The 25705-nt window shown below is 40.5% G+C and carries 26 protein-coding genes; 9 read left to right on the forward strand and 17 right to left on the reverse strand.

All coding sequences use genetic code 11. The features are described 5' to 3' along the window. Positions 1-29 precede the first annotated feature (29 nt). On the forward strand, positions 30-1358 hold the full coding sequence (locus tag AACM45_RS01300) for a GntP family permease (protein WP_339140255.1): 1329 nt from the start codon (positions 30-32) through the stop codon (positions 1356-1358). A gap of 8 nt (positions 1359-1366) precedes the next feature. On the opposite strand, the gene AACM45_RS01305 is transcribed toward AACM45_RS01300, so the two are convergent. The 10 genes from AACM45_RS01305 to AACM45_RS01350 all read right to left on the reverse strand — a co-directional run bounded on the left by AACM45_RS01305 (position 1367) and on the right by AACM45_RS01350 (position 14061). Further along, positions 1367-2260, reverse strand: a complete 894-nt coding sequence (locus tag AACM45_RS01305) for a DUF4249 family protein (protein ID WP_339140256.1) — start codon at positions 2258-2260, stop codon at positions 1367-1369. A gap of 19 nt (positions 2261-2279) precedes the next feature. Continuing rightward, complete coding sequence (locus AACM45_RS01310; protein WP_339140257.1) at positions 2280-3191, reverse strand: DUF4249 family protein; 912 nt, start codon at positions 3189-3191, stop codon at positions 2280-2282. A 4-nt stretch (positions 3192-3195) separates the two neighbouring features. Beyond that, positions 3196-5595 carry a TonB-dependent receptor gene (locus tag AACM45_RS01315; protein WP_339140258.1) on the reverse strand — a complete coding sequence of 800 codons (2400 nt, stop codon included), beginning with the start codon at positions 5593-5595 and terminating at the stop codon, positions 3196-3198. A 333-nt stretch (positions 5596-5928) separates the two neighbouring features. Further along, the gene (locus tag AACM45_RS01320) at positions 5929-8145 is read right to left on the reverse strand and encodes an NADP-dependent isocitrate dehydrogenase (RefSeq protein WP_339140259.1); all 2217 of its coding nucleotides are present in this window, start codon (positions 8143-8145) and stop codon (positions 5929-5931) included. Positions 8146-8764: 619 nt separating this feature from the next. Further along, positions 8765-9115: a 50S ribosomal protein L19 gene (gene rplS / locus AACM45_RS01325; RefSeq protein ID WP_339140260.1), complete on the reverse strand. Its 351-nt coding sequence runs from the start codon at positions 9113-9115 to the stop codon at positions 8765-8767. Between the two features lie 132 nt (positions 9116-9247). Further along, entirely contained in the window at positions 9248-9922 is a 675-nt protein-coding gene (gene trmD, locus AACM45_RS01330; protein WP_339140261.1) for a tRNA (guanosine(37)-N1)-methyltransferase TrmD, read from the reverse strand. Positions 9923-9952: 30 nt separating this feature from the next. Continuing rightward, positions 9953-10405 (reverse strand): GNAT family N-acetyltransferase, encoded by a 453-nt coding sequence (locus AACM45_RS01335; RefSeq protein ID WP_339140262.1) that lies wholly within the window; start codon positions 10403-10405, stop codon positions 9953-9955. A 6-nt stretch (positions 10406-10411) separates the two neighbouring features. Then, complete coding sequence (locus AACM45_RS01340) at positions 10412-11014, reverse strand: tRNA (guanine-N1)-methyltransferase (protein ID WP_339140263.1); 603 nt, start codon at positions 11012-11014, stop codon at positions 10412-10414. Positions 11015-11099: 85 nt separating this feature from the next. Beyond that, positions 11100-12548 carry a glyceraldehyde-3-phosphate dehydrogenase gene (locus AACM45_RS01345; RefSeq protein WP_339140264.1) on the reverse strand — a complete coding sequence of 483 codons (1449 nt, stop codon included), beginning with the start codon at positions 12546-12548 and terminating at the stop codon, positions 11100-11102. 124 nt (positions 12549-12672) lie between these two features. Then, positions 12673-14061, reverse strand: coding sequence for a trypsin-like peptidase domain-containing protein (locus AACM45_RS01350; RefSeq protein WP_339140265.1), 1389 nt, complete (start codon positions 14059-14061; stop codon positions 12673-12675). Between the two features lie 124 nt (positions 14062-14185). On the opposite strand from AACM45_RS01350, the gene dapF reads away from it, so the two are divergent. From dapF to AACM45_RS01370, 4 genes are all read left to right on the forward strand, one after another. Then, positions 14186-14974 (forward strand): diaminopimelate epimerase, encoded by a 789-nt coding sequence (gene dapF, locus AACM45_RS01355; protein WP_339140266.1) that lies wholly within the window; start codon positions 14186-14188, stop codon positions 14972-14974. Further along, positions 14968-15492: a GNAT family N-acetyltransferase gene (locus AACM45_RS01360; RefSeq protein WP_339140267.1), complete on the forward strand. Its 525-nt coding sequence runs from the start codon at positions 14968-14970 to the stop codon at positions 15490-15492. Before dapF ends, AACM45_RS01360 begins: the two co-directional genes overlap by 7 nt. Then, the gene (gene mltG / locus AACM45_RS01365) at positions 15489-16535 is read left to right on the forward strand and encodes an endolytic transglycosylase MltG (RefSeq protein WP_339140268.1); all 1047 of its coding nucleotides are present in this window, start codon (positions 15489-15491) and stop codon (positions 16533-16535) included. Before AACM45_RS01360 ends, mltG begins: the two co-directional genes overlap by 4 nt. A 151-nt stretch (positions 16536-16686) precedes the next feature. Beyond that, entirely contained in the window at positions 16687-17331 is a 645-nt protein-coding gene (locus AACM45_RS01370) for a hypothetical protein (protein WP_339140269.1), read from the forward strand. Positions 17332-17375: 44 nt separating this feature from the next. Here the strand turns inward: AACM45_RS01370 and AACM45_RS01375 are convergent, their stop codons facing one another. Genes AACM45_RS01375 through dnaA form a run of 3 tightly spaced genes read right to left on the reverse strand, consistent with a single transcriptional unit; the run spans position 17376 to position 19987 of the window. Then, positions 17376-18101 carry an SAM-dependent methyltransferase gene (locus AACM45_RS01375; protein WP_339140270.1) on the reverse strand — a complete coding sequence of 242 codons (726 nt, stop codon included), beginning with the start codon at positions 18099-18101 and terminating at the stop codon, positions 17376-17378. After that, complete coding sequence (locus tag AACM45_RS01380) at positions 18098-18550, reverse strand: low molecular weight protein-tyrosine-phosphatase (RefSeq protein WP_339140271.1); 453 nt, start codon at positions 18548-18550, stop codon at positions 18098-18100. Before AACM45_RS01380 ends, AACM45_RS01375 begins: the two co-directional genes overlap by 4 nt. Before the next feature lie 12 nt (positions 18551-18562). Continuing rightward, complete coding sequence (dnaA, locus tag AACM45_RS01385) at positions 18563-19987, reverse strand: chromosomal replication initiator protein DnaA (RefSeq protein WP_339140272.1); 1425 nt, start codon at positions 19985-19987, stop codon at positions 18563-18565. A 205-nt stretch (positions 19988-20192) separates the two neighbouring features. On the opposite strand from dnaA, the gene AACM45_RS01390 reads away from it, so the two are divergent. Further along, positions 20193-20588 (forward strand): acyl-CoA thioesterase, encoded by a 396-nt coding sequence (locus tag AACM45_RS01390; protein ID WP_339140273.1) that lies wholly within the window; start codon positions 20193-20195, stop codon positions 20586-20588. Between the two features lie 2 nt (positions 20589-20590). Here AACM45_RS01390 and AACM45_RS01395 read toward each other — a convergent pair whose 3' ends face one another. Genes AACM45_RS01395 through ribD form a run of 4 tightly spaced genes read right to left on the reverse strand, consistent with a single transcriptional unit; the run spans position 20591 to position 23712 of the window. Continuing rightward, positions 20591-21202, reverse strand: a complete 612-nt coding sequence (locus tag AACM45_RS01395) for an IMPACT family protein (RefSeq protein ID WP_339140274.1) — start codon at positions 21200-21202, stop codon at positions 20591-20593. Continuing rightward, a complete protein-coding gene (locus tag AACM45_RS01400; RefSeq protein WP_339140275.1) occupies positions 21202-22065 on the reverse strand; it encodes a DMT family transporter in 864 nt (287 codons plus the stop codon). Before AACM45_RS01400 ends, AACM45_RS01395 begins: the two co-directional genes overlap by 1 nt. Then, positions 22065-22667, reverse strand: coding sequence for an HAD-IA family hydrolase (locus AACM45_RS01405; RefSeq protein ID WP_339140276.1), 603 nt, complete (start codon positions 22665-22667; stop codon positions 22065-22067). Before AACM45_RS01405 ends, AACM45_RS01400 begins: the two co-directional genes overlap by 1 nt. Next, a complete protein-coding gene (gene ribD / locus AACM45_RS01410) occupies positions 22660-23712 on the reverse strand; it encodes a bifunctional diaminohydroxyphosphoribosylaminopyrimidine deaminase/5-amino-6-(5-phosphoribosylamino)uracil reductase RibD (RefSeq protein WP_339140277.1) in 1053 nt (350 codons plus the stop codon). Before ribD ends, AACM45_RS01405 begins: the two co-directional genes overlap by 8 nt. Before the next feature lie 29 nt (positions 23713-23741). Between ribD and AACM45_RS01415 the strand changes: the two genes are divergently transcribed. Genes AACM45_RS01415 through AACM45_RS01425 form a run of 3 tightly spaced genes read left to right on the forward strand, consistent with a single transcriptional unit; the run spans position 23742 to position 25685 of the window. Beyond that, a complete protein-coding gene (locus AACM45_RS01415; RefSeq protein ID WP_339140278.1) occupies positions 23742-24230 on the forward strand; it encodes a GNAT family N-acetyltransferase in 489 nt (162 codons plus the stop codon). Between the two features lie 3 nt (positions 24231-24233). Beyond that, the gene (gene prmC / locus AACM45_RS01420) at positions 24234-25100 is read left to right on the forward strand and encodes a peptide chain release factor N(5)-glutamine methyltransferase (RefSeq protein WP_339140279.1); all 867 of its coding nucleotides are present in this window, start codon (positions 24234-24236) and stop codon (positions 25098-25100) included. Positions 25101-25103: 3 nt separating this feature from the next. Further along, positions 25104-25685: an LOG family protein gene (locus AACM45_RS01425; RefSeq protein ID WP_339140280.1), complete on the forward strand. Its 582-nt coding sequence runs from the start codon at positions 25104-25106 to the stop codon at positions 25683-25685. The last annotated feature ends 20 nt before the right edge of the window (positions 25686-25705 follow it).

Below are 25705 nucleotides of genomic sequence, written 5' to 3' on the forward strand. Positions count from 1 at the left end.
CCAGGCTACGATTTTAAAACCAATACTAAATGGAACTCCTTATTCTTTTTGTCATAATCGCATTCATTATCGTAGCGACTCTAAAATTCAAAATGCATCCGGTGTTTTCATTGACGATTGCGGCTTTGGCAGCTGGGTTTTCATTTGGGTTGGCGCCAGATGAGATTATGACGGTAATGAGTGGGGGTTTTGGTAAAACCTTATCGGGAATAGGTTTGGTCATCGCATTCGGAACCATTATCGGTATTTTTTTAGAGAAAACCGGTGGCACCAAGGTTTTGGCAAACACCATACTACATGCGATAGGAATGAAGCGGTCTCCCTTGGCATTGAATTTAGCAGGGTTTGTTATTTCAATACCAGTTTTTTGTGATTCCGGTTTTGTGATCTTATCATCATTGAACAAAACACTGAGCGATAAGACCAAAATTCCGAAATTGGTATTTGCCATTGCATTGGCTACAGGCCTATATTCCGCACATGTGTTTGTTCCACCTACGCCAGGACCGTTGGCTGCCGCAGCAATTCTTGAGGCTGATTTGGGTATGGTAATGCTTTTGGGCCCGTTGGTGGCCGTTCCTGTTTCATTGACCGGATATCAATGGGCGAAATTTATGGGTAATCGGTTGAAGGAAAACCACGAACAGGTGACACCGGAAAAGGAAACGGGCGAGGCTGTTTTCAACGGTCAAGTCTCAACAATCAAGGCTTTTTTACCCTTGTTGGTTCCCGTGGTACTTATTGCGCTCAAATCCATTGCTGAATACCCGACACATCCTTTAGGTGAAGGTATGCTGTTTACTATAATGGTATTTATAGGGAATCCAATTGTTGCATTATTGGTTGGCGTTTTTCTCTCTTTTCCATTAGCACAAGGTGTCGATCTTAAAACAAAGAATACTTGGATCGTGGATGCCCTTAAACAAGCAGGGTTGATTGTCTTGATTACAGGTGCTGGTGGGGCGTTCGGTGCAATCTTGAGGACTTTGGATATCGCTTCTATTTTAAATCTGGATTCTTCTTCACAGCATGGGGGATTGGTATTGTGTTTTGTTATTGCCGCTGTTTTAAAAACTTCGCAAGGTTCTTCTACTGTTGCAATTATTACAACAGCAGCCATTATCGCTCCGTTACTAAGTGTCTTTGGGCTTATAAGCATACCTGAAAAAGCATTGGCGGTATTAGCGGTAGGGGCGGGGGCGATGACCGTTTCCCATATCAATGACAGCTACTTCTGGGTAGTATCACAATTTTCGAATATGAACATGGAGAGTGCCCTGAAGGGCCATACATTAGCTACTTTATTTCAGGGATTGGTGGCTATTTCAGTTATCCTACTGCTCAATTTACTATTGTAGTTGGTAGCCTATTCAATTGTGATTTGCTGTTTGAACTCTTGCACAACGGCAAAATAACCTAGGGCGAATTCTTGCGGGTTTCCCGTATTATCAAAAATTTCGATATTATCGAGTCCGGTAACATCAAACATATTACCTCGTGGTGTAGTGGCTGGAGTCTGAAAGACGCCCCCATTATCGGTAGTTTGTTCAACGAGCAGATCTATGTAATTAAAAAATTGTCGGTTTGCTCCCAGAATACTGACTTCCGCCACGCTGCCAGGGTCTAAATCCTCGTAAAAAAAGGAGAATTCAAAAGTTTGTCCGTCGATGAATTGGTCGTCTATAGCCAAAAACTCGCCAAAGCCAAAATCAAAAACATAGTAATTCTCTTCGTCCGGTACATCGGTGAAAGTAACTTTGACCTCTGTATCGTCATCATCAAATAAGGTTTCATCACCTTGCACTAGGTTATCTATAGGTACTGTTGAAACGAAATTGGTCTGCCCTAGATAACGTTTGCCTTTATGTTCAACAATAAGGAAGAATACCGTATTCGGTGTCAAAAATTCCGTTCTTATACGATCGTCGGTATCCGTTCCGGGGATGTAGCTAGGAATATATATACCGCTACCCGGTTCTGTTTCGACCAATACCGAAGTACCAAAATTTTGATTGAATGGATCATCAGGGTCTGACTCGCCGACCAATATGACCGCCTCGTCCAATTGTGTAATGGTAGGTTCCCCAAAAAAGTCACTGGTTTCCGTTACCCTTATTTCAACAGGTACGAACTCTTCAGTCAAGTCAACCCTAACGATGCCGTTTACAATCAATCTGGGGTCATCGGGAAATGTTTCTACATCGATGACGTCTTCACAACTAATGGGAAGCAGACAAAGAAGACACTTCAAAGGAAGCATCGCTATATATTTAAGTCGGCTATTCAATAGTGATACTTTCCTTAAATTCTTGGACCACTGCAAAATAACCTAATGCAAAAAGCTCAGGCTGGTCTACATTGTCAAATACATCGATATTGTCTAGGTCGGTAACATCAAAGACATTTCCTCGTACAGTGGCGGCAGGGGTCTCGAATACCCCACCGTTATCTTCGGTCTGTTCTACGATAAGATCTATGTAATTGAAAAATTCCCGATCAGCTCCTAGAATACTGATTTCCGCAGTGTCACCTGGTTCTAACTCATTGTCATAGAAATACGAGAACTGAAATTCTTGTCCATCAATAAATTGATCATCCAGTGCTAAAAATTCGCCAAAATCAAAATCAAAGACATAAAAGTTCTCTTGATCTGGATTGTCGGTAACAGTAATGATAACTTCTGTTTCGTCATCATCAAATAAAGTTTCCGTGCCCTGTTCGATATTGTCAATGGGTATCGATGGAGCGAAAGTAGTTCGTGCAGCAAATCGTCTACCTTCACGTTCTATAATTAAAATGAACACGATACCAGGGCGGGCAAATTCAATTCCTATGCGTTGGTCTTCATCAAATGTGGGGTCAGGTACATAAATACCACTACCCGGATTTACCTCAGCAAGCGAGGAGGTACCACCATTTCCTGGTGATAGGTCTAAAATTTCAGGAGCATCCGGATCTGGTGTACCATAAATAATGATGGCACTTTCAAGTTCAGTCGGCTCATTCCCACTGAAAAAATCGCTTGTCTCCGTGACCCTAATTTCGACAGGAATAAACTCTTCCGTCACATCTACTCGAAGAACACCGTTGACAACCAACCTTGACTCAGTCGGCGGTAGGTCAACATCAATAACATCTTCACAGGATATCATCACAAATAGCAAGGGAAGAAAATATAGTATCTTTTTCATTTTATTAAAATCTAAAATTATAGGTAACGGCAGGTATCACCCCAAAAATTGAGGTTCTGATGGCCTCATTCTGCCCTGTATCTTGGTTTTGCCTAAAATTGATGGATGCAGCATTCATTCTATTGTACACGTTATAAACGCTAAAGACCCATTCAGATTGAAAGTTACTTTTTCTATTTTTTTTCGGTTTGTAAGTCGCTGAAACATCGAGTCGATGAAAATCAGGTAACCGTTGTTCATTACGGAGGCCAAAGAAAGGAACCACCAATTCTTCAAACTCAAACTGGCCTACCGGAAGATTAGTGGGCTGTCCGGTTTGATAAATGAAATTTGCGTTGAAGTTCCACTTGTCATTTAAATCAAAATTACCAAAGAGTGAAAGATCATGTGTCTTATCGAATGGGGTGCTGTACCATTCGCCAAAGTTAATGCCCGTTTCTAGGTTCGAACGGCCGTTATCGACTACTGGTGGCCTGCCTGGGGTGCGTTGTTCCGATCTTGAAAGCGTGTAGGCGAGCCAACCCTGAAAACGCCCCTCATTTTTTCTAAAAAGCAATTCCAGGCCATAAGCACGTGCTTCCCCATTCAAAATAACCTGTTCAATGGCATCATTTGCTATGAGGTCGGCTCCATCGATATAATCGATACGATTTTGAATGTCCTTATAAAAACCTTCAAGCTCTAGGGAATATTCACCTCCCTTGATATTTCTGAAATAACCCAAGGCATATTGGTCCAATAACTGGGGTTCGATAAACGGACCGCTTGGCGCCCAAACGTCCAATGGGGTAGGGGAGCTTGTGTTTGAAAGTAGATGTAAATACTGGGCCAAACGTGTGTAGCTAGCTTTAACCGAAGCCTTGTCATTTAAGGTATACGATGCCGATATTCGTGGTTCTAGATTGGTAAATGTCTCTAAGCTCGTGCTGCGCCCAGGATTTATGGTATCTATGGGGGTGGCCTCGGTATATATCAGTTGAAAAGGGTCGAAAAGTACGGGTTGGTTGTTTTCGTAAATGAATAGCTCATCTTGGCCCAAACGGTTAAAATTGCTTACCCTTAAGCCGTAGTTGACACTTAGGTTATCGGTTACCTTTTGTTCTACATCTACATAGGCAGCGGCTTCATTGGCGAATTTTTTGGTAAGCTGCTCTTCAACAATACCCGAATCGTCACTATTCGGTCTTATTTTTCCGGGATTAAAGACATAATAGATATTATTAATACCATAATTTACTTGAAACTTGTCGTTTATGTAATGCTTCAAATCATATTTCAGGTTGAAATTTTGAATACCTGAATCCCATTCAAAGCCTACAAAATCCAATTCAAGGCCATAAAAGTAGTCAGAGTAGATTACGGATAGGTTGGAAAACAGCTTATCGGAAAATAAATGGTTCCATCTGAAATTACCAAAGGCATTTCCGTAAATATTTACAAAACTATCGTTAATGCTGAATAAGTCCCTACCGAAGTAACCCGACAGAAAAATACTGTTATTCTCATTGATACGATGGCTTATTTTAGTGTTGACATCATAAAAATAGGCGCGATTATCGACATCAAAAAGCGGAAGGAACAAATGGGCATATGAAGCCCGACCACCTGCCAGAAATGCTGTTTTATCTTTTGTAATGGGCCCCTCTACCAATAATCGACTTGCAACGGCTCCTATACCGCCATTTACTTTTAATTCCTTACTATTTCCTTCTTTTTGAAAAATTTCAAGTACCGATGAGACCCTTCCGCCATATCTAGCTGGAATACCGCCCTTAAACAACTTCACATCTTTAATGGCATCGGGATTGAACACTGAGAAAAACCCGAATAAATGGGAAGAGTTAAAAATAATCGCCTCATCCAATAATATTAAATTCTGGTCAGCAGCGCCACCTCGCACATTGAATCCTGAGGAAGCTTCACCGGCATTCGTCACACCGGGCAACAGCAATAACGATTTGATAACATCGGCCTCACCGAGGACCACCGGTATTTTTTTGATGGTTTTTACGGCAAGCGTATTCACGCTCATTTGGGGTTTTCTGATATCTAAACGCTCGGGGTTTTCAGAGACTACCACTTCATCAAGTTGTTCTGCCTCTTCAGACATTCTAAAATTGATTTTTTTATTGCCATCCAAAACAAGGCTTTGTTGAATATCACTAAAACCTAAATAGGTTACGACAATATCATATTCCCCTTTTGGTAAGGTCAAGGAATAGAAACCATACTCATTTGTCGTCGTTCCCGTTTTTAACTCGGGAACGGCAATGGTAACCCCTATCAGTGTTTCGTTACTTGAGGCTTCCCTAATGGTACCGCTAATGGTGTAATTGTTTTGGGAAAATGAAAAAACTGAAAAGAAAAGTAGCACCAAAAGAGGGGCTTTTAGTGTGTTCGGCATTGGTTTGGTTTTCTGATTAGAACAAGTTTTAGTTTCTAATTTACAACATTAACTTAGAACTATTTATATCGTACGGCGATTTAACGTTGAGCGATTTTGACAACCTTCAAAGATGGAATTTAGCATCTAAATAGACACCTTTAATCCTTTCAAGCCGGTTAATCTGAATAATTCCCTTATGGCCCTGCTTTGCGAATAGTCAGTTTTAAGAAGTTTCTTATTCCAATTTAGCCCAGGTACATATCGGTGATGGATATCTTTAATCGCTTAAATGCTACCTACAACAAACCCGCTTTAAGAAACGCGGATTTTTATCATCGGCGTGAAACCGTTTTACAAGTTACCGATAATGTTGTTCAGGGTGTCACTTGGCCTCATGGCTTTAGAAGCTTTTTCAGGGTCGGGCAAGTAGTATCCACCGATATCCATTTTCTTGCCCTGTGCCTCTATCAACTCTTTTAAAATTACGGTCTCATTACCTGATAGTGCGTTTGCAATAGGTGTAAAAATCCCCTTAAGGTCAAGGTCCTCATTTTGGGCGGCCAATTGCTGCGCCCAGTAGAGGGCTAAGTAAAAATGGCTCCCACGGGTATCGAGCTCATTCACTTTTCGTGACGGCGATTTATCGTTATCTAAGAACTGTTCGGTGGCGTTGTCTAAAGCTTCTGCTAGAATTCGTGCTTTGGTATTATCATTTTTCTCCCCAAAATGTTCCAATGAAACGCCTAGAGCCAAGAATTCCCCCAGTGAATCCCATCGCAAATGCCCTTCTTCCAAAAATTGTTCTACGTGTTTTGGTGCAGAACCACCGGCGCCGGTTTCAAAAAGGCCACCACCATTCATCAATGGTACGATGGAAAGCATTTTTGCACTCGTTCCAACCTCCAAAATAGGGAATAGATCAGTGAGGTAATCCCTTAATACATTACCGGAAACAGAAATGGTATCTTGACCGGCCTTTATTCTTTTCAACGTAAAGTGGGTGGCTTCTACTGGGGATAAGATATGCAATTGTAATCCCTCAGTATCATGCTCTTTAAGGTATTGATTTACTTTTTTTATCAATTCGGCATCATGGGCCCTATTTTCATCCAACCAAAAAACGGCGGGAACACCTGTTGCCGTTGCCCTATTGACGGCAAGTTTTACCCAGTCTTTTATAGGGGCATCCTTGACCTGGCACATTCTCCAAATATCACCCTCTTCAACCTCGTGCTCAATCAATACGTTATTCGTTTTGAGATCTATCACCTGCACCTTACCTTTTGAGCTTATCTCAAAAGTCTTGTCATGCGAGCCATATTCCTCAGCTTTTTGGGCCATAAGACCAACGTTGGGTACGGTACCCATAGTTGTGGGATCAAAAGCCCCATTGGCTTTACAAAAATCTATGGTTGCTTGATAAATACCCGCATAGCTGCTATCAGGTATAACCGCCTTGGTATCTCGAAGTGTTCCGTTCTTATCCCACATTTTACCTGAGTTTCGTATCATCGCAGGCATTGACGCATCTATAATGATGTCACTTGGCACATGAAGATTGGTAATTCCCTTATCGGAATTCACCATGGCCAGGTCAGGCCCATCTGCAAGTACTTGATGAATGGCTTTCGTAATTTCTTCCTGTTCAGCATCGGATAGGTTCTCAAGCTTGTCAAATAGGCTTTCTAAACCATTATTCGGATTGACCCCGGCTTTCTCGAGTGAAACACCATATTTTTGGAAAATAGCATCAAAGTAGACTTCAAGGGCATGACCAAAAATGATGGGATCAGAGACCTTCATCATGGTAGCCTTCAAATGTAAGGAAAGTAATAGACCATCTTGTTTGGCGGCGTCAAACTGTGCTTTTAAAAACGACACCAAGGCTTTTCTGTCCATTACCGTCGCATCGATAATTTCCCCTTCTTGTAATGCCAACGACGCCTTTAATATCACTTCATCTGTAGCGGTCTTATGAACGATTTTGATTTCAGTCGGATTTTGTAGCGTAAGTGATTTTTCGTTATGACTGAAGTCGCCCGAGGTCATCGTGGCCACATGGGTCTTTGAATCTGAAGACCAAACCCCCATTTTATGTGGATTCTTTTTTGCGTAATTTTTTACTGCTTTTGGCGCACGTCTATCAGAGTTGCCTTCCCGTAAGACCGGATTTACGGCACTACCCTTGATTTTATCATAACGGGCCTTTATACTTTTCTCCCCATCGGTCTTTGGATCGGCAGGATAGTCGGGTATGGCATAACCTTTTGATTGCAATTCTTCGATAGCTTCTGATAATTGTGGAATTGAAGCACTGATATTCGGAAGCTTGATGATATTTGCCTCAGCAGTTTTTGCGAGGGCACCGAGCTCTTCTAAATGGTTGGAAATACGTTGTGATTCGGTCAAAAAATCCGGGAAAGTAGCTATTATCCTTCCTGCTAATGAAATATCTTTCGTCTCAATAGAGATAGCTGCGGTTTTCGTGAATGCCTTGACGATTGGCAAAAAAGATTGGGTTGCCAGTGCCGGGGCTTCATCAGTCTTCGTATAACGTATGGTTGCCATATATAGAGAGTATTTTTGCGGTTGCAAATATACAACTTTAGGTGTGCCGAAAAGTAGAAATATGTCTCGAAAAAAGAGAAGACGGCACTTTATATATGATAAAAGCCATATCATCATACGAGTATGTTGATATGGCTTTCTAGAAATCTACATAGCTTTTAAAAATAATGTAATCACTATTTTTCGGCCTTGGGCCACGGCTATCGTATCATTTCAACGTTTGGATAGGTTTATTGTCTTCAATTTTTCAATTAAACGATGTCCACCTATCTTTTTTGTTGTTACCTACATCCTGTCAAAACAAAGGAATGCTCCCCTGTTCGCACACAAGTTGCACCATTGTATTCATGCGAGCAGTTGTACAATGGATTATTTGCTGATTGGTAGTACTACTGACCAGTAATAATCGCACAACATTTTAAAGAACGTCAACTTTGAAAAAAATCTAAATCGATTAATCGGTCTAAATTCCTGTCACTAAAGTAGGGGAAAACATGAATAATCCAAATTTTACAACTAATTAGTAATCAACAATTTATAAACTCTTGTTATTAACAATTGTTCATAAAAAAGCACCTGATGAAAATCAGGTGCTTTGGGAATATCTTTTAATCTTTTATTAAGATCTTACCTCTTTAATTCTAGCTTTTTTGCCGGTCAATCCTCTAAAGTAGAATATTCTAGCTCTTCGGACCTTACCTTTTTTATTGATCTCAATTTTTTGTAAAGCAGGCATGTTTACTGGAAAAATACGTTCAACCCCTACAGTACCGGACATCTTTCTAATGGTGAATGTTTCTGTAGAACCACTTCCCCTTCGTTGAATGACGACACCTTTGAAAAACTGGGTTCGGGTTTTTTCCCCTTCCTTGATTTCGTAGTATACCGTTATGGTATCACCTGCCGAAAATTTGGGAAACTCTTTTTTTGCGACGAACTCGCTCTCTACAAATTTTATTAAAGATTCCATAGCTGTGTTTTATGGATTTTTCAAAAACAACGTTCACGATTTTCGTCAGAGGTTGATTTTAATGCGGTGCAAAATTAATGCTTATTTTAAAACTAGCAAGAGGTTTTCTTGATTATTTGGGCGAATGATAGCTTATTCCAAAAGATCTGGTCTTCTTTCCTTGGTTCTGTTCAAAGCCTGTTCTTCACGCCAAGCCTCGATTTTTGGAAAGTTACCACTCAATAGTACCTCAGGAACCTGCATTCCCTCATAAGCAGCAGGTCGTGTGTATACCGGCGGGGCTAAAAGGCCATCTTGAAACGTGTCGGTCAAAGCTGATGTCTCATCATTCAAAACGCCTGGTAGTAGACGAATTATCGAATCTGCAAGTACGGCGGCCGCTAGTTCACCACCTGATAAAACAAAATCACCAATGGATATTTCTTTGGTAATGAATCGATCACGTACCCTCTGGTCAACACCCTTATAGTGACCACAAAGAATAATGAGGTTCCCCTTTAAAGAAAGATTATTTGCAATTTTCTGATCTAAGGTATCGCCGTCAGGGGTCATATATATGATCTCGTCATAATCACGCTCTTGGCGAAGGGAAGTGATGCATTTGTCGATGGGTTCAATCATGAGCACCATGCCTGCACCACCACCAAATTGGTAATCATCGACCTGGTTGTAATTGCCAATAGCAAAATCGCGTAAATTATGAAGGTGTACCTCGACCAAGCCTTTCTGAATGGCCCTTTTGAGAATGGAAGCATCAAAAGGACTTTTTAAAAGCTCTGGTAAAACGGTGATGATATCAATTCGCATGGTACGTCTCGTTAAATTGGGTGTGGAAAATCATGTCCCTTTTGGGGCGGTCCAAAAATAATGTTTTATGGAACCATCGTTCTCCCATCCCAGCTTTTCATATAATTTTTGTGCAGGGTTGTCTATAGCTGTTTCAAGGGCCAAACCTTTTGATCCCATTTCGGTACAATGCATTTTTGCATGTTCGAGTAAAGCCGCCCCGATTCCTTTACACCGATATTTTTTATCGACATACAAATCGTTCAAAATAAAAAATGGCTGCAAGCTAACTGATGAAAAAGTCCTGTAAAGTTGGGTGAAACCAACTGGACGCTCCTTCTCAAGCGCCAAAAAAATAATGGATTCGTTTCGTTTGAGCCTTTCTTCAATAAAAAAGGCTGAGGCGTTATTTCCTGAATTTTGTCCGTAAAAGACCCTGTAAGCATCAAAAAGGGGTGTAATCAAATCAATGTGTCGCCCATTGGCGCGAATGATCTTAAGCATTGCGATTTAGGCTCCCTTTTTATTTTTATTGATCTCGTCTTGTAGTTTACGGCTTATTTTCTGTTCTCGCTCCAAGGCCCTTCTTCGGTGTTCCTCAAATTCCATTTCCACATCGGCTAAATTGGCCTTGGCCAGTTGTGTCAATGCATTGCTGTTTTTGAACTTGTAGACAAACAACACGAACAGTACCAAAAGGCCGAAGATAATCGACCAAACAATCAATTTATAAGAACCTTTTGAGACCATTAACCCAAAGAATGACATACTATCCTTTTCTGAAGTAACTTCCCCAAGTTTCTTTGACGTTTCATCTAGTTTTGTATTTAGGGAACTTAGCGTGGTTTCATTTTTGGCGATAGTGGCCTGAAGTTCCGATATATTGTTATTTGCCGCACTTATGGTATCCAAAACGTTTTTTTGAAAGGCTTCCAACTCCAAAAGGCGAACGACCTCATATCGTTTTCCTCCTTGACGATAGTTGGTGGATTTTCTGACCAAAGTCTCAAATTGACCTTTTATGGTCATATCATCTACTGTGGGTTCTTCTTGGGCATTCAACGTATTGAAATACAGCAATGCGCCACTAAAAAACAATAAAAAGTTTTTCATAGGTTCTTATACTTAATTAATCGATTTAGAGCAGAACGAAGTTACATCATTAATACAATTCACCAAAAAATACGAATCGTAAAGTCTAGTAGTAGGTATATCGCCTCACCTTAGCAATATATTTTGCCAAACGGATCACTTGGTGCGAATATCCATATTCATTATCATACCAGACGTAAAGCACGATATTTTTTCCATCTGCTGATACGATTGTGGCCCTACTATCATAAATGGATGGGGCAGAGGTACCCACGATATCAGAGGAAACAAGCTCATTGCTCAAAGAATATTTAATTTGTTCCACAAGGTCACCTTCTAAAGCATACTTTTTTAAGATGGTGTTCAAGGCCTCAATCGATGTTTTATTGTCCACTTCAAGATTCAGTATCGCCAAGGATCCGTTTGGCACAGGTACCCTTATGGCATTTGAGGTCAATTTACCTTTCAAGGTGGGTAATGCCTTTGATACGGCTTTTCCCGCCCCCGTCTCAGTGATTACCATATTTAAGGCAGCTGAACGGCCACGACGGTACTTGTCGTGCATATTATCTACAAGGTTTTGGTCATTGGTATAGGCATGAATGGTCTCGAGATGCCCTTTTTTAATACCTAACGAATCATCGATAACCTTTAAAACGGGCGTTATGGCGTTGGTAGTACAGGAGGCTGCGGAAAAAATCTTGGTTTTGTCGGGATCATGATCCTTATGGTTTACCCCATGAACAATATTGGGCACTTCTTTACCCGGTGCGGTCAATAACACTTTATGGGCCCCTTTTGATTCCAAATGCCTTTCTAAAGCAGCCTTATCCCTAAAGGCTCCGGTATTATCGATAATCAAGGCATTATAAATACCATATTTGGTATAGTCAATGTTTTCGGGCCTACTCGCCGTAATGATGTAAACGGTGGTACCATTGATCAGTAGTGCCTTTTTTTGCACATCTACCTCAACGGTTCCACTAAATTGTCCATGAACGGAGTCCGTTCTCAACAAAGCGGCCCTTTTTTCCAGCACTTCCCGATCTATTTTCCCCCTCGTTACAATAGCCCTCAAACGTAACTGGTTTCCTTTTCCCGTTCTGGCCATCAGTTCGCGAGCGAGCAACCTTCCGATACGGCCAAAACCATAGAGCACTACATCTTTTGGTTTTACTTCCCTTGATTCCTTCGCTTCATTCAACTTATCTATTATAAACGATTTTACGTTTAAATGGTCACTATCTTGAGAATGGAATTCATAGGTTAATTTGCCGATATCAAGTTTGGCCGGGGGTAAATTGATATCGTTGATAGCACGCAAAAGTTCAACGGAGTCAAAAATAGAGATTGGTTTTTGAACGAACTCCCCTGCATATTCGTGCAAGTTGATTATCTCACTTACATTTTTATCAATGACCTGATTTTTGAACAGTACTACCTCTATGGCCTTATCATACCATAAGTCACTGATTATTTTAATGAATTCCGTAGTGGCTTTTCTTCTATCTGCCTGAAACGCCAACTCTTTCTCGTATGACCTAATATCGCTCATAATTGGTTTTGGTTGTTTTTAAATCTTGGCAAAATTAGGTATTTCAAACGTTTTCGTAAAGCAAAATGATGGAATAAAAAAACGCCCACGAATGGGCGTTGTATTCAGTGTAGAAAGTGCTTGATCATTGAAAAATAAGCCTCTCACGTTCACCATCCTTACTTATCAAAGTAATACTGGTACGACCGTATTTCGAAATACCATTGAATACGGTTCTAGCCTCTTCGATATTACGTACATCGTTATCATCAACTTTGACGATTACCTTATTTTCCAAACCATAATCTTGATATTGTTGTGGCACTGCTATAATTTTGACCCCAGACTTTGTTTTATAGGTCTTTTTATCTTTTTCCGATAGGTCTTTGACCGTTAGGCCCATTTGCGGCAATTCTACCGTAAGCCGTTTTTTAAGTGTTACCGGTACGGTTATAAGCTCACTTTCACGATCGATTACGACCTCTACCTTGTCTCCCGGGCGCTTCGCGGATAGATAACCGGTCAATTCCGAAAATTTACGCACTTTTACATTATCCACTTGTTTGATGATATCGCCACTTTTTATACCTGCGTCGGCAGCACCGGATTCTTCTTCTACTGTGGCTACATACACCCCTTCATTTTCATTCAGTCCCTCTTGCTCGGCCAAAGCCGCATTGATGTTTGCCCCAGAAATTCCTAATATACCTTTTTGTACCCTTCCAAATTCTAAGAGATCGTTTACCACTTTATTGGCGATGTTGCTGGGTACTGCAAATGAATAGCCCACATAAGAACCTGTTTGCGAAGTTATCGCCGTGTTGATACCGATAAGCTCGCCATTTGTATTTACAAGCGCACCGCCAGAATTACCGGGATTTACCGCGGCATCCGTTTGTATGAATGATTGATTGCTTCTTGGCGAGATAGATCTCGCTTTTGCACTTACAATCCCAGCGGTTACCGTAGAGGTTAAATTGAAGGGGTTGCCAACGGCTAAAACCCATTCGCCTATTTTTGTGCCGTCAGAATCGCCGAAAGCCAAGTATGGTAAAGGTTCTTCGGTATCTATTTTAAGTAAGGCAATATCAGAACTGGCATCGGCACCTACAATCTCAGCCTCATAGGTTTTATTGTTATTGAGCGTTACCTCAAGTTCTTTTGATTTATCAATGACGTGGTTATTGGTTACGATATAGCCATCGGCAGAGATGATCACACCAGAACCTGTCCCTATTTGAGGTCTTTGACTGCTTTCAAAACCATAAAAGAAGCCAGCCAACGGACTACTTTTGCTCAATGTCATATTTTTGACGTGCACTACGGCATGTACCGTTTTCTCTGCGGCAACGGTAAAGTCTACTTCATTGATGCCCGCACCGGCAGCGGATGTGGGTAAACTTGTGGTTACGAAAGGTGTCGCCGTTTCTTGTACATACTTGAAATTATCTTTTTCAAAGAATAGTTTGTAACTGCCTAGCGTAATTGCCCCTGCGAAAAGGGCAACCAAAAATAAACTCGCTGTTCTTTTCATAATTTAATCTCCTTTTAATTTAAATTAAACAGTTTAAAATTAATGGAAATGCATAATCCATTTTAACAGTTTAACGTGTTTTTAACTGCAAAAAAAACCTTAAAGAATATCTTATCTTTACCCTATGAACAACACCCGAAAATTTACGTTTTTTAAATATCAGGGAACGGGCAACGATTTCATCTTAATCGATAATCGTCAAAACTTTTTCCCGAGAAAAGATAAAAAACTTATAAGGTCTGTATGCGAGAGAAAGTTTGGTGTTGGTGCCGATGGCTTGATATTATTGGAAAATGATACCCAGTTTGATTTTAAGATGGTGTATTATAATTCTGACGGAAATGAAAGCACGATGTGTGGCAATGGAGGTAGGTGTGTTGTGGCGTTTGCCAAATTATTGGGGATAATCGGGCCGGAAACCGTATTCATGGCGGTAGATGGAAAGCATAAGGCTACCATTGTTGATGATGTGGTGACCTTACAAATGATCGACGTAACGAATATCAGGGAAACCGGGAAATATTTTTATTTGAATACCGGGTCGCCGCATCACGTACAGTTGGTTCCTAATTTAGATACATTGGACGTTCAAAAAGAGGGTGCCAAGATTAGATATGGTATTTATGGTGAAGAGGGCAGTAATATTAATTTTGTTAATGAAAATGACAGCGGGTCGTTTGACGTTAGAACCTATGAACGAGGGGTAGAAGGTGAGACGTTATCTTGTGGTACCGGTGTAACTGCGGTTGCCTTGGCCATGCACCGCTCGGGAAAAACAAAAAAGGAAAAGGTGAAAATTAAGACTGTCGGGGGAAACCTTGAAGTTTCTTTTGCGGCTGGCAATGCTAGTTATACCGATGTAAAATTAACGGGAACGGCAAAAATGGTTTTCAAAGGAGAAATGGAATGGTGAACATTCAAGGGAAAAATGTCTATTTAAGGGCAATCGAACCTTCTGATTTGGAGTTTCTCTATCAATTGGAGAATAATCCGGTTTTATGGGAGGTCAGTGGAACGATAACGCCCTATTCAAAAGCCGTACTCCAACGCTATCTCGAAAATGCCCATCGTGATATTTACGAAGTCAAACAGTTGCGCCTTTGCATATGTTCGAAAGATAATATGATATTGGGCTTGATTGATCTGTTCGACTTCGATCCAAAAAATAAGCGGGCAGGGTTGGGGGTTATCATCGCTGATGCAGGCAATCGTAATAAAGGCATCGGGTCTGAGGCAATTGGGTTACTATGTGATTATGCATTTCAGAAACTTGACCTGCACCAAATTTATGCCAACGTGTTAGAGCATAATTTCGCGAGCATCCATGTGTTTGAAAAGCTTAGATTTACTAGGGTGGGAATAAAAAAGGATTGGATTTATTCAGAATCGATGTTTAAAAATGAAGTTTTATATCAAAAACTAAAACCTTGAAAAATCTTAAAAAAGTAATCTGGGCAACCGCAATCCTTGGTCTGGTCATTTGTGGTTTCATGGCATACAAGATCTATGATGCTATTTTTTCGCCAAATACGGATTTTGAAAATGAAGAAGCCTTTGTCTACATCACTTCAAATGCTACCTTCAATGACGTAAAACAACAATTGCAACCGCTTTTAAGCGATATTGGTTCGTTTGAAGCAGTAGCGCAACGAAAAGGCTACACTAATAATATCAAGGGCGGTCGCTATGCCATAGCCAAGGGAATGAGCAACAATGCTATTGTAAATACCCTTCGCAGCAGAAACTTACCCGTAAAAGTATCATTCAATAATCAAGAGAACCTCAACTCCCTTGCAGGCAGGATCGCAACTCAAATAGAAGCCGATAGTGCAAGTTTGGTCAGTGTCTTGAACGATAAGAAATTTCTTGGGTCCAACGGTTTTAATGAAGATACCAAACTCGGAATGTATATTCCGAATACGTACGAGTTCTTTTGGAATACCAGTGCCGAGAAATTTCGTGACAGGATGAAGAAGGAATATGATCGGTTTTGGAATGAAGAACGTGTCAAAAAGGCCGGAGCGTTGAACCTTGATCCCATGGAAATAATATCAATCGCCGCAATCGTACAAAAAGAAACGGTAAAGATAGACGAGAGGCCCAGGGTTGCCGGAGTCTACCTTAATAGAATACGAAAAGGGATGCTCTTGCAGGCAGACCCCACGGTAATTTATGCCATAAAAAAAGAGACCGGAAATTTTGATACGATAATCAAAAGGGTTTTGTACAAAGATCTGGAAATGGATTCCCCTTACAATACCTATAAGTATGCTGGCGTCCCCCCAGGTCCGATTACGATGCCCGATATCTCTTCGGTAGATGCCGTCTTGAATGCTGAAAAACATGATTATCTATACTTTGTCGCCAACGTTTCGAACTTTGGATATCATATGTTTGCCAAAACCCTAGCGCAGCATAACCGAAATAAAGCGCAATACGTCCGATGGTTGAACAATCAGCATATTAGTAGATAAGTAGACTTCGTCGGGTAATTTCAACCGTTTAACGTTATTTATCAGTTGATTAAGAATTTCTTAAGAATTTTAGTGTCCCCTTTAAAAAATCCCCCATTATATTTGCCCGCTTGAATTATACTTCGGTTTTCGGAGTCTAAATTTATAGGTTATGAAAAGATGGATTGGTTTTTTTGGACATCTTGCCATGATTGTGATTCTCACAAGTTTTGGAACATATTCTTTTAAGAGTGAAAAGAAGGTTGAAGTACCTGTCGAGTTGCGAACAGCGTCTTCGTACTTCGTCAATGGCCCGGTTTTGAACACAGAACTTTTAGAGATACCGTATTCAACACCCATCGTTCTAGGCAGCTCTTATATCGGTTTTAAAGAAGCATTGGCCTTTAAAGAATCGCAAGGCAAGTATAATACGATTAACACATTAGGCTATTTGGGAAAGTATCAATTTGGTATTGGTACCTTACGACTAATGGGAGTCAGCGATACCGAGGTTTTTCTACAAGACCCTGTACTACAAGAAAAAGTATTCAAATTAAACGTGGCGCGCAACAAATGGATACTAAGGCGCGATATCAAACGTTTTGTGGGCAAAAGAATAAACGGGACCGTTATTTCTGAATCTGGGATTATCGCTGCAGCGCATCTTGCTGGTGCCGGTAATGTTAAAAAGTATCTTAGGTCTTATGGTAAGCAAGACTTTTCAGATGCCTATGGTACCTCAATGGCACAATATATGAGAAAGTTCGGGGGATTCGATATTTCACAGGTCAAATCGAAGCACAACCCCAAGGTATAAGCTACCTTCCAAGACTCCCTGTAATTATGATAGGCGTTTAGGTTTTACGCCTGAAAAATGAATATTGTGGGTCTTTTATGCAGATCAAGGTCTATAGTATACCACTCTTCAATCGGTTGTGTTACGATGTACTCTGTAGGTAGTGTAATTTCTGCAGCCACGCATAATAGCGTAGCTGGTTGTAAAATCTTAGTAAATTCTTCAAGTAATTTGTTGTTGCGATAAGGTGTCTCAATAAATACTTGCGCTTGTTGATAATCCCTTGAGTGGCGTTCAAGTTTTTTGATTCTGTTCTTACGTTCGTTTTTATCTATTGGTAGGTATCCATTAAAGGCGAAATTCTGACCGTTCATGCCACTGGCCATTAAAGCCAGAAGAATAGAGGAAGGTCCAACCAAGGGCACCACTTTGATTTTTTTTTCGTGGGCGATCCGCACAACATCGGCTCCTGGATCAGCAATGCCAGGGCAACCTGCCTCTGAAAGTAAGCCTACGTCGAAACCGTCGAGGCACGGATTCAGGTAACTCGGAATTTCAGTAGGATCCGTAAACTTGTTTAAATGCTCAAATTTCAGGCTTGGTTGTGATTTATTGGTACTGATACTTTTAATGAACCTTCTTGCGGTCTTTTCATTTTCAGCAATGTAATGATCTATATTTTCTATGGTTCTTTTTATGGATATGGGTAAAACCTCTAAAGGGGCGTTAGCCCCTAAAGTGGTAGGAATTAAATAAAGGTTTCCTTTTTTGGATTGATTGCCCTCCCTCATTGTTTCAAGTTTTGTGCTATAGTATCACACGCCTGTGAAATCAAATGAAACACCTTCTCAAAACCATTGGTGCCGCCGTAATAGGGATCGGGAACTTCGTTGATACCCACTGAAACGGTATCAAGTAAGAGCTTCACCTTTTTTTGATAATCATCATCAGTTGTCTGTGCGATAATATCATTGTAGTTGCTCAAATCCATAGCATAAATCGTATCGTACCGCGAAAAATCCTCAGGAACGAACTTCCTACAGATTTGGGCACTGATATCAATGCCGTATTTTTGTGCTACTGCTATAGACCTTGGGTCCGGTGAATTGCCAATATGGTACCCAGCGGTACCGGCCGAATCAACATCGACCATACGGGGATCGACTTTTGATCTTAAAATACCCTCTGCCAATGGAGACCTACAAATATTGCCTAGGCACACCATCAAAACTTTGGTCATGATAAAATTTGATTACGTGAATTTTTTATTGAGGTCCTCAATATATTTTCTGAATTGCTTATCTGTTTCCGCCAGATTATCAACGGTCTTACAGGCATGAAGCACAGTGGCATGGTCACGTTTCCCTATTTGCGAACCAATACTTGCCAAAGACGCTTTGGTGAATTTCTTGGCGAAAAACATGGCTAGTTGGCGTGCCTGAACGATATGGCGCTTACGGGTTTTTGATTGTAAAGTGGCCACATCCATTTCAAAGTAATCCGAGACTACTTTTTGAATATAGTCTATTGAAACTTCACGTTTGGTATTCTTGACAAATTTTTCAACCACTTGTTGGGCCAAATCCAAGGTAACCTCACGTTTATTGAAAGATGCCTGGGCAATCAATGATATGATGGCACCCTCCAACTCCCTGATATTTGTCTTGATGTGTTTGGCAACATGCTCGATGATTTCTTCAGGCATTTCAACACCATCTCGATAGAGCTTGTTTTTTAATATTGAGATTCTCGTTTCATAATCAGGGGTTTGTAACTCTGCAGAAAGCCCCCACTTAAATCGAGATAACAATCGTTGTTCAATATCTTGCATATCAACAGGTGCTTTATCAGAAGTTAAGATAACCTGTTTTCCATTTTGATGTAAATGGTTGAATATATGGAAGAAGACGTCTTGTGTACCAGATTTACCTGATAGGAATTGTACATCGTCAATGATGAGTACATCGATCAATTGGTAAAAATGAATAAAATCATTACGCGTGTTCTTCTTTACGGATTCGATATACTGCTGTGTAAACTTCTCCGCTGAGATATACAATACGGTGCGTTCTGGATATTTTTCCTTTATTTCAACACCTATGGCATGTGCTAAATGTGTTTTTCCCAAACCGACGCCCCCAAATACAAGTAAGGGATTAAAGGAAGTGCCACCGGGTTTATTCGCTACGGCCATACCCGCCGAACGTGCAAGTCGGTTGGAATCCCCTTCCAAGAAATTTTCAAAGTTATAGTTTGGATTGAGCTGTGACTCGATCTTGATATTTCGTATACCCGGTATTATGAACGGATTTTTGAGTTCAGGGTTTTTTGAAGTGATGGGTACGTCCAACTCCTGGGGTGCCATTGTAGAACGATTTGAACTTGGAATTTTTTCGGTAAATGGCTCGTTATTACCGTATTTGTTTTCCATTTTAATCACATAGACCAGTTTGGCATTGGCACCCAATTCTTTTCGTAGGGCTACCTTTAAAAGTTTTACATAGTGCTCTTCTAGCCATTCGTAAAAGAATTTACTAGGTACTTGAATGCTTAAAGCATTATCTTGCAGTCGAACTGGTTTAATGGGGAGAAACCACGTTTTGAATGCCTGCGGTTGGATATTATCTTCGATAAAAGCCAAACAATTGTTCCATACGGAAGTAGCAGTAACACCCATAAAAGTTTTTCCTTATTTTTTGGTTAGTATTTCGAGTTTAAGTAGGCTAACTTTTGACGAATTATCAAATGCCAATCGTGCGACAAATATGTGAACAAAAAACCTAAAAAAAAAATCAATCAGCCGTTGAATTTATACTTTTTTTTTCTCATGTTATCGGCAGTAAGAGCTAGCTTATAAATATATACTTTTTCATCAGAATTCTATGGATTTTCACAAATTTTCTTTTAGGGTAAGGTATAGCGAAACAGACCAAATGGGGGTAGTGTACCATGGTAATTATGCGCAATATCTAGAGTTGGGTAGGGTAGAGTGGCTAAGATCCATGGGTATCAGTTATAAGGATTTGGAAGATGATGGAATTATCTTACCTGTAATTCACCTACAAATAGATTATAAAAAATCCGCACTTTATGACGACCTGATTACAGTCGAGACCTTTTTAAAAAAAGTGCCTTTGGTCAAAATAGAATTTGACTATAAAATCTATCTTGAAAGTGGGGAATTGTTGGCCGAGGCAAATACGGTATTGGCCTTTATGGATAAACGGACCAATAGACCGATAAAATGTCCGGAATCTATTCTGGTGAAGTTGGGATAATATTATTTTCCGTGGATAGAAATGGATGGTAGTGCATTGAATAGTTGAACTACTTTTTCTTCCATTTTTTTTCTGCAACTAATTTCAAATTCACAATCAAGTTCCATTTTTTGCGAAACCAAGCCCAAACCGTGTTTTTTGACGATTCGCATTACTTTTTCCATGTCGCTGTAGGCAAATGTAATTCGAAGTGAAGTCTCGAGGGTCTTGACCACGGTTTCAGAATTTTCAAGTGCCATTTGCGCTGCGGTCTTATAGGCTTGGATTAACCCTCCAACGCCTAACTTGGTACCACCAAAAACACGGGTGACCGTCACCAATACATTGGTTAGCCCAAAGGCCTTTATCTGCCCATAGATCGGCATCCCAGCGGAATTATTGGGTTCTCCGTCATCACTGACACGATAGGTGGTTTGTTCTATCCCTAACTGCCATGCATAACACACATGGCCGGCATTCGCGTATTGCTTGCGGAGCATTTCAATTATTGGCTTGACGACTTCTTCTGATTGAATGGGGTATGCATGGCCATAAAACTTGCTCTTTCGTTCTTTCAAAAGAATTTCTTCAGAAGGCTTTGCCAAAGTACGGTATGTATCAGCTTCGAACCCCATCAATAAAGTGCGACCAACAAAATACTAATGACCGCCAAAAGAATACCACCCCAGTTTTTTATGCTCAACCGCTCTTTGAACAGAACGATACCTAGTAAAGTAGAGAACATCACGATTGCTACATTATTGATGGTAAAAATGGACGCGCTGTTCCAGTTTTCATTTTGTAAGGCCCGCAACAAAAAGAAAATGGAAAAATAATTGGGTATACCAAGGGCGATACCCCCAAGAATATTTTTCAGGTTTATTTTCAGTGGTGTTCCAAATGATTTTATTGTAATGAACACCAGACCGGTACATGCAGCTGCGGCAAACACCGTCGCTGAAAATATGGGGTACTCTTGAACTTCGAGTTGCGTTTCTTGAAAGTACTTTATACTGGCATCAATGGTACCAGAGCCGAGAAAGACCAGTATGGGCAATAGCAGTACATCTTTGGCAATAACCAAGGATTTTTGCTTCACTGAGGTAAAGTAAACCGCTGCCAAGGCCAAAAGGATACCTGCTATTTTTAAAAATGAAAGCTGTTCTTGATAGGCAAAAACGCCGACTATAACCGGAATCACCAAAGACATCTTCGTGGCCACGGATGCCACTGAAACACCTACTTTTTGGGCGGTCTTAGCCATAATATTGAAGATGACTATGAACAATATCCCGAGAAATACAGTGCCTAAGAACCAGTTTTTTGACGGAATTGAAGCAAAATCAATGGGTTCTCGATATAATAGTAACCCAGTGATACAAGCGACCATGTAATTGGTTATGATTGCAAATAGGGTCTGTACTCCATACGTATCGAATAATTTAAAGATTACAAATATCAGGGAGGAACACAATACACTAAAAACGAGGTCCAACATTACAGATGTTGCTTTAAATCAATAATATCCTCCTTACCTACCTGAAGGTTCCAAACTTGTATTCCCATGGATGAGGCCGTGTCGGTGTTTTCTTTGGTATCGTCTACGAAAAGGGTCTCCGCTGCTACCAGACCATTTTCTTGCAAAACATATTCAAAAATCTCGGCATCTGGCTTACGCATCTTCATTTCATAGGAAAGGTAGAATTGGTCAAACGCATTTTTAAAACGGTTGAACCTGTCCATGCCCATGATGGTTTTTACGTGGTCGATATGAATGGCATTGGTATTGCTCAATAGTAGTAATTTGTACCTGTTTTGTTGCGCAAATTCCTCTAAAAAATCCAAACGGTATTCAGGAAAATCCAATAGAATGGCATTCCAAGCTTGAATTAAATCTTGTTTCGATGCCTTGGGGAAAGCACTGTGGGTAGTATCCAAAAAAGCTTCAGAAGAAAGTAGCCCCTTCTCATAATCCTTAAAAAGTGTATCCAGTTCAGGAGTGATTTCCTTAAAACCGAATTTGGTCATTTCTCGGGCCGTAGCGGGTTTATCCAGATTGATAAAGATATCCCCAAAATCAAGTATGATGTTTTTAATCATTTTTGAGCACAGTTAAAGTATCCTGTATAATTGTTTTTGTCGAATCCACCCTTCCTGAGATTTTTGGGGCGGATGTTCCGTTTTTGAATGATGATGCACCCGTGAATATCCGGGCTTCGTCCCATAGATTGGCAGTAATAAAGCTTTCAAGCGTTTGTTTTCCCCCTTCAATCAATACACTCGTAATTTGATGTTCGTAAAGCACTTGGCAAATTTGGGGAGCAATCCGGCTAGTGTAATCTATAGCCAAATACCTTATCCCCCTTTTGTGGTTACCATTAATTTTTGAGTCGTGCAGAACCAGGGTATCCACCGACTCGTCCATGACATGAAAATTCTGGGGAATACGTAAACGGGCGTCCAATACCACCCTCATTGGGTTTGTACCGGCCCAGTCTCGAACATCAAGTTTCGGATTATCTAAAAGTACGGTATTGGTACCGACCAAAATCGCCTGCTCTTCACTACGCCACTGGTGTACCAATTGTCTGGAATACGTATTGGTAATCCAAAAGGGTTTTGGATTTTCACCTCGTTTAGAGGGTTCCGGGGCAATGAACCCATTTAGGGTTTCAGCCCATTTTAAGATGATATATGGTCGCTTTTTTTCTTGAAATGTAAGAAAACGTTTATGCAATTCCCTACATTCCTTGCTCAAAACACCGACTTTCACATCACAACTTGAAGCCCTTAATCTTTCAATGCCTTTACCGGCTACTTTAGTGTGGGGATCTTTCAAGCCAATGACGATCTTCGGTATGGCATGTTTGATGATATAGTCGGCACAAGGTGGTGTTTTTCCGTAATGCGAACATGGTTCTAAGGTCACATAAAGTGTCGCCTGGGGCAATAGTAGTTTATTTTTTACCGAATTGATTGCATTGACCTCCGCATGTGGCCCACCGAACGGACTTGTAAAACCTTCCCCGATTATTTTATCATTGTGAACAATGACACAGCCGACCATAGGATTGGGGGCTGTGGTCCCCAGGCCTTTTTTACCAAGCTCGATACAACGAAAGAGGTATTTTTCATCTATATTCACATCGTAAAAATACCACAATAAATTGCAACATGCAGACCACTGTAATACGCAAGATAGTACCCACCGATAATGAGCAAGTAGCCAAACTGGTACGGTATGTATTCGAAGAATTGGGAGTTCCGAAAGTGGGAACTGCCTATGCGGATAAAGAATTGGATACCATGTATGAAGCCTTTTCGGCCATACCCAATGCCGACTATTATGTCATTGAAGAAAACGGTGTTGTTATCGGTGGTGCAGGCATCGCGCCCTTGGCAAATCATGAGGGTAATGTCTGTGAACTTCAAAAGATGTATTTTTTGCCTAAGGCCCGGGGGCGGGGTTTGGGTAAAAAGCTCATTGAAACTTGTTTGCACCAAGCAAAAGCATACGGTTTTGAAAGCTGTTACCTTGAAACCATGCCCTATATGAAGGCAGCCCAAGCGCTTTACAAAAAGAATGGGTTTGATTACTTGGATTCTGCAATGGGTTGTACTGGCCATACTTCATGCCCGGTCTACATGTTAAAAAAGCTCTAGGACATGCAGTTAGCGGAAGTAAAGCATATTTACCACAATGAACTTGAGGGAATTTATCGGAAAGAGGAAATAGACAGTCTCTTCTACAGAACAATTGAACATTTTTTAAATCTAGAGCGTTTTGTTCTCGTTTTGCAGCCACGCCTTACCTTGACCAAAAAGGAGGAACAGCCATTATTTGAAACCCTGTCGCGGCTGAAAAAAGAAGAACCAGTACAATACATTTTAGGGGAAGCCTATTTTTTGGACCTTGTCTTTAAAGTAAACGAACATACCTTAATACCTCGACCTGAAACGGAGGAGTTGGTACAATGGATTATTGAAGATCACAATAAACAATCCGATGGTATTTTAAATACCATTGATATTGGTACGGGTAGCGGCTGTATCGCCATAGCTTTGGCCAAGTTGTTACCCCATACTAAGGTTTACGGATTGGATATATCTTTGGAAGCCCTTAAAGTCGCAAATCAGAATAAAGGGCTACATGAGGTTGAAGTAGAATTTGTACAGGGCAATATCTTGAATTTAGAAACGGATGCCATTGATTTTTCTGAAAGCATGTTCGATATCATCGTTTCCAACCCTCCCTACGTACGGGAGTCTGAAAAAGCCAAGATGCACAATAACGTAAAAGGGTACGAACCTACTACGGCACTATTTGTACCTGATGACAATGCCTTGGTTTTTTATAAGGCCTTGGCTGAATTTAGCGCTGCTTTTTTAAAAGATGGGGGCACACTTTATGTAGAGATCAATCAATACCTTGGTTTAGAGACAAAATCAATTTTTGAATCGAAAAATTTTAAGGATGTAGTACTAAAAAAAGATATTTTTGGAAATGAACGAATGCTGCGTTGTAAAAAGTAGGGGATGAATAGTATAGTTGTTTTTTGTGGAAGTAGCGAAGGTGATGATGCCAAATATGTAAATGATGCCCTTCAACTGGGTCGGATACTTGCCGAGAGGCACATTACGTTGGTATATGGTGGGGCACGAATCGGTATTATGGGCGCGGTGGCTAAAGGAGCTTTAACCCACAAGGGGAAAGTAATCGGTGTAATCCCTGAATTTCTAATGAAGAAAGAGGTTTATCACCCTAACTTGACGCAACTTATAATCACCAAAGACATGCATGAACGAAAAATGAGGATGCACGAGCTGTCTTCCGGTATTTTGATGTTGCCGGGCGGATACGGAACCTTGGAAGAGTTTTTTGAAATGCTGACATGGGCGCAATTGGGGTTGCACAATTACCCTATCGGCGTTTTGAACACCAACGGTTTTTATGATACATTACTTCAAATGCTGAAACACATGGTTCATCAAGGTTTTGTGAAACCCTTCAATTATGAAATGGTATTGGTTGATGATAACATTGATAACTTATTGCACAAAATGAAAAATTATAGTCCTAAACCGGTTCCTAAATGGATTACAAAAGAACAGACCTGAACAAAACCTTTGGATTTTAG

This window comes from Croceitalea sp. MTPC5 (assembly GCF_036985505.1).
Taxonomy (GTDB): Bacteria; Bacteroidota; Bacteroidia; order Flavobacteriales; family Flavobacteriaceae; genus Croceitalea.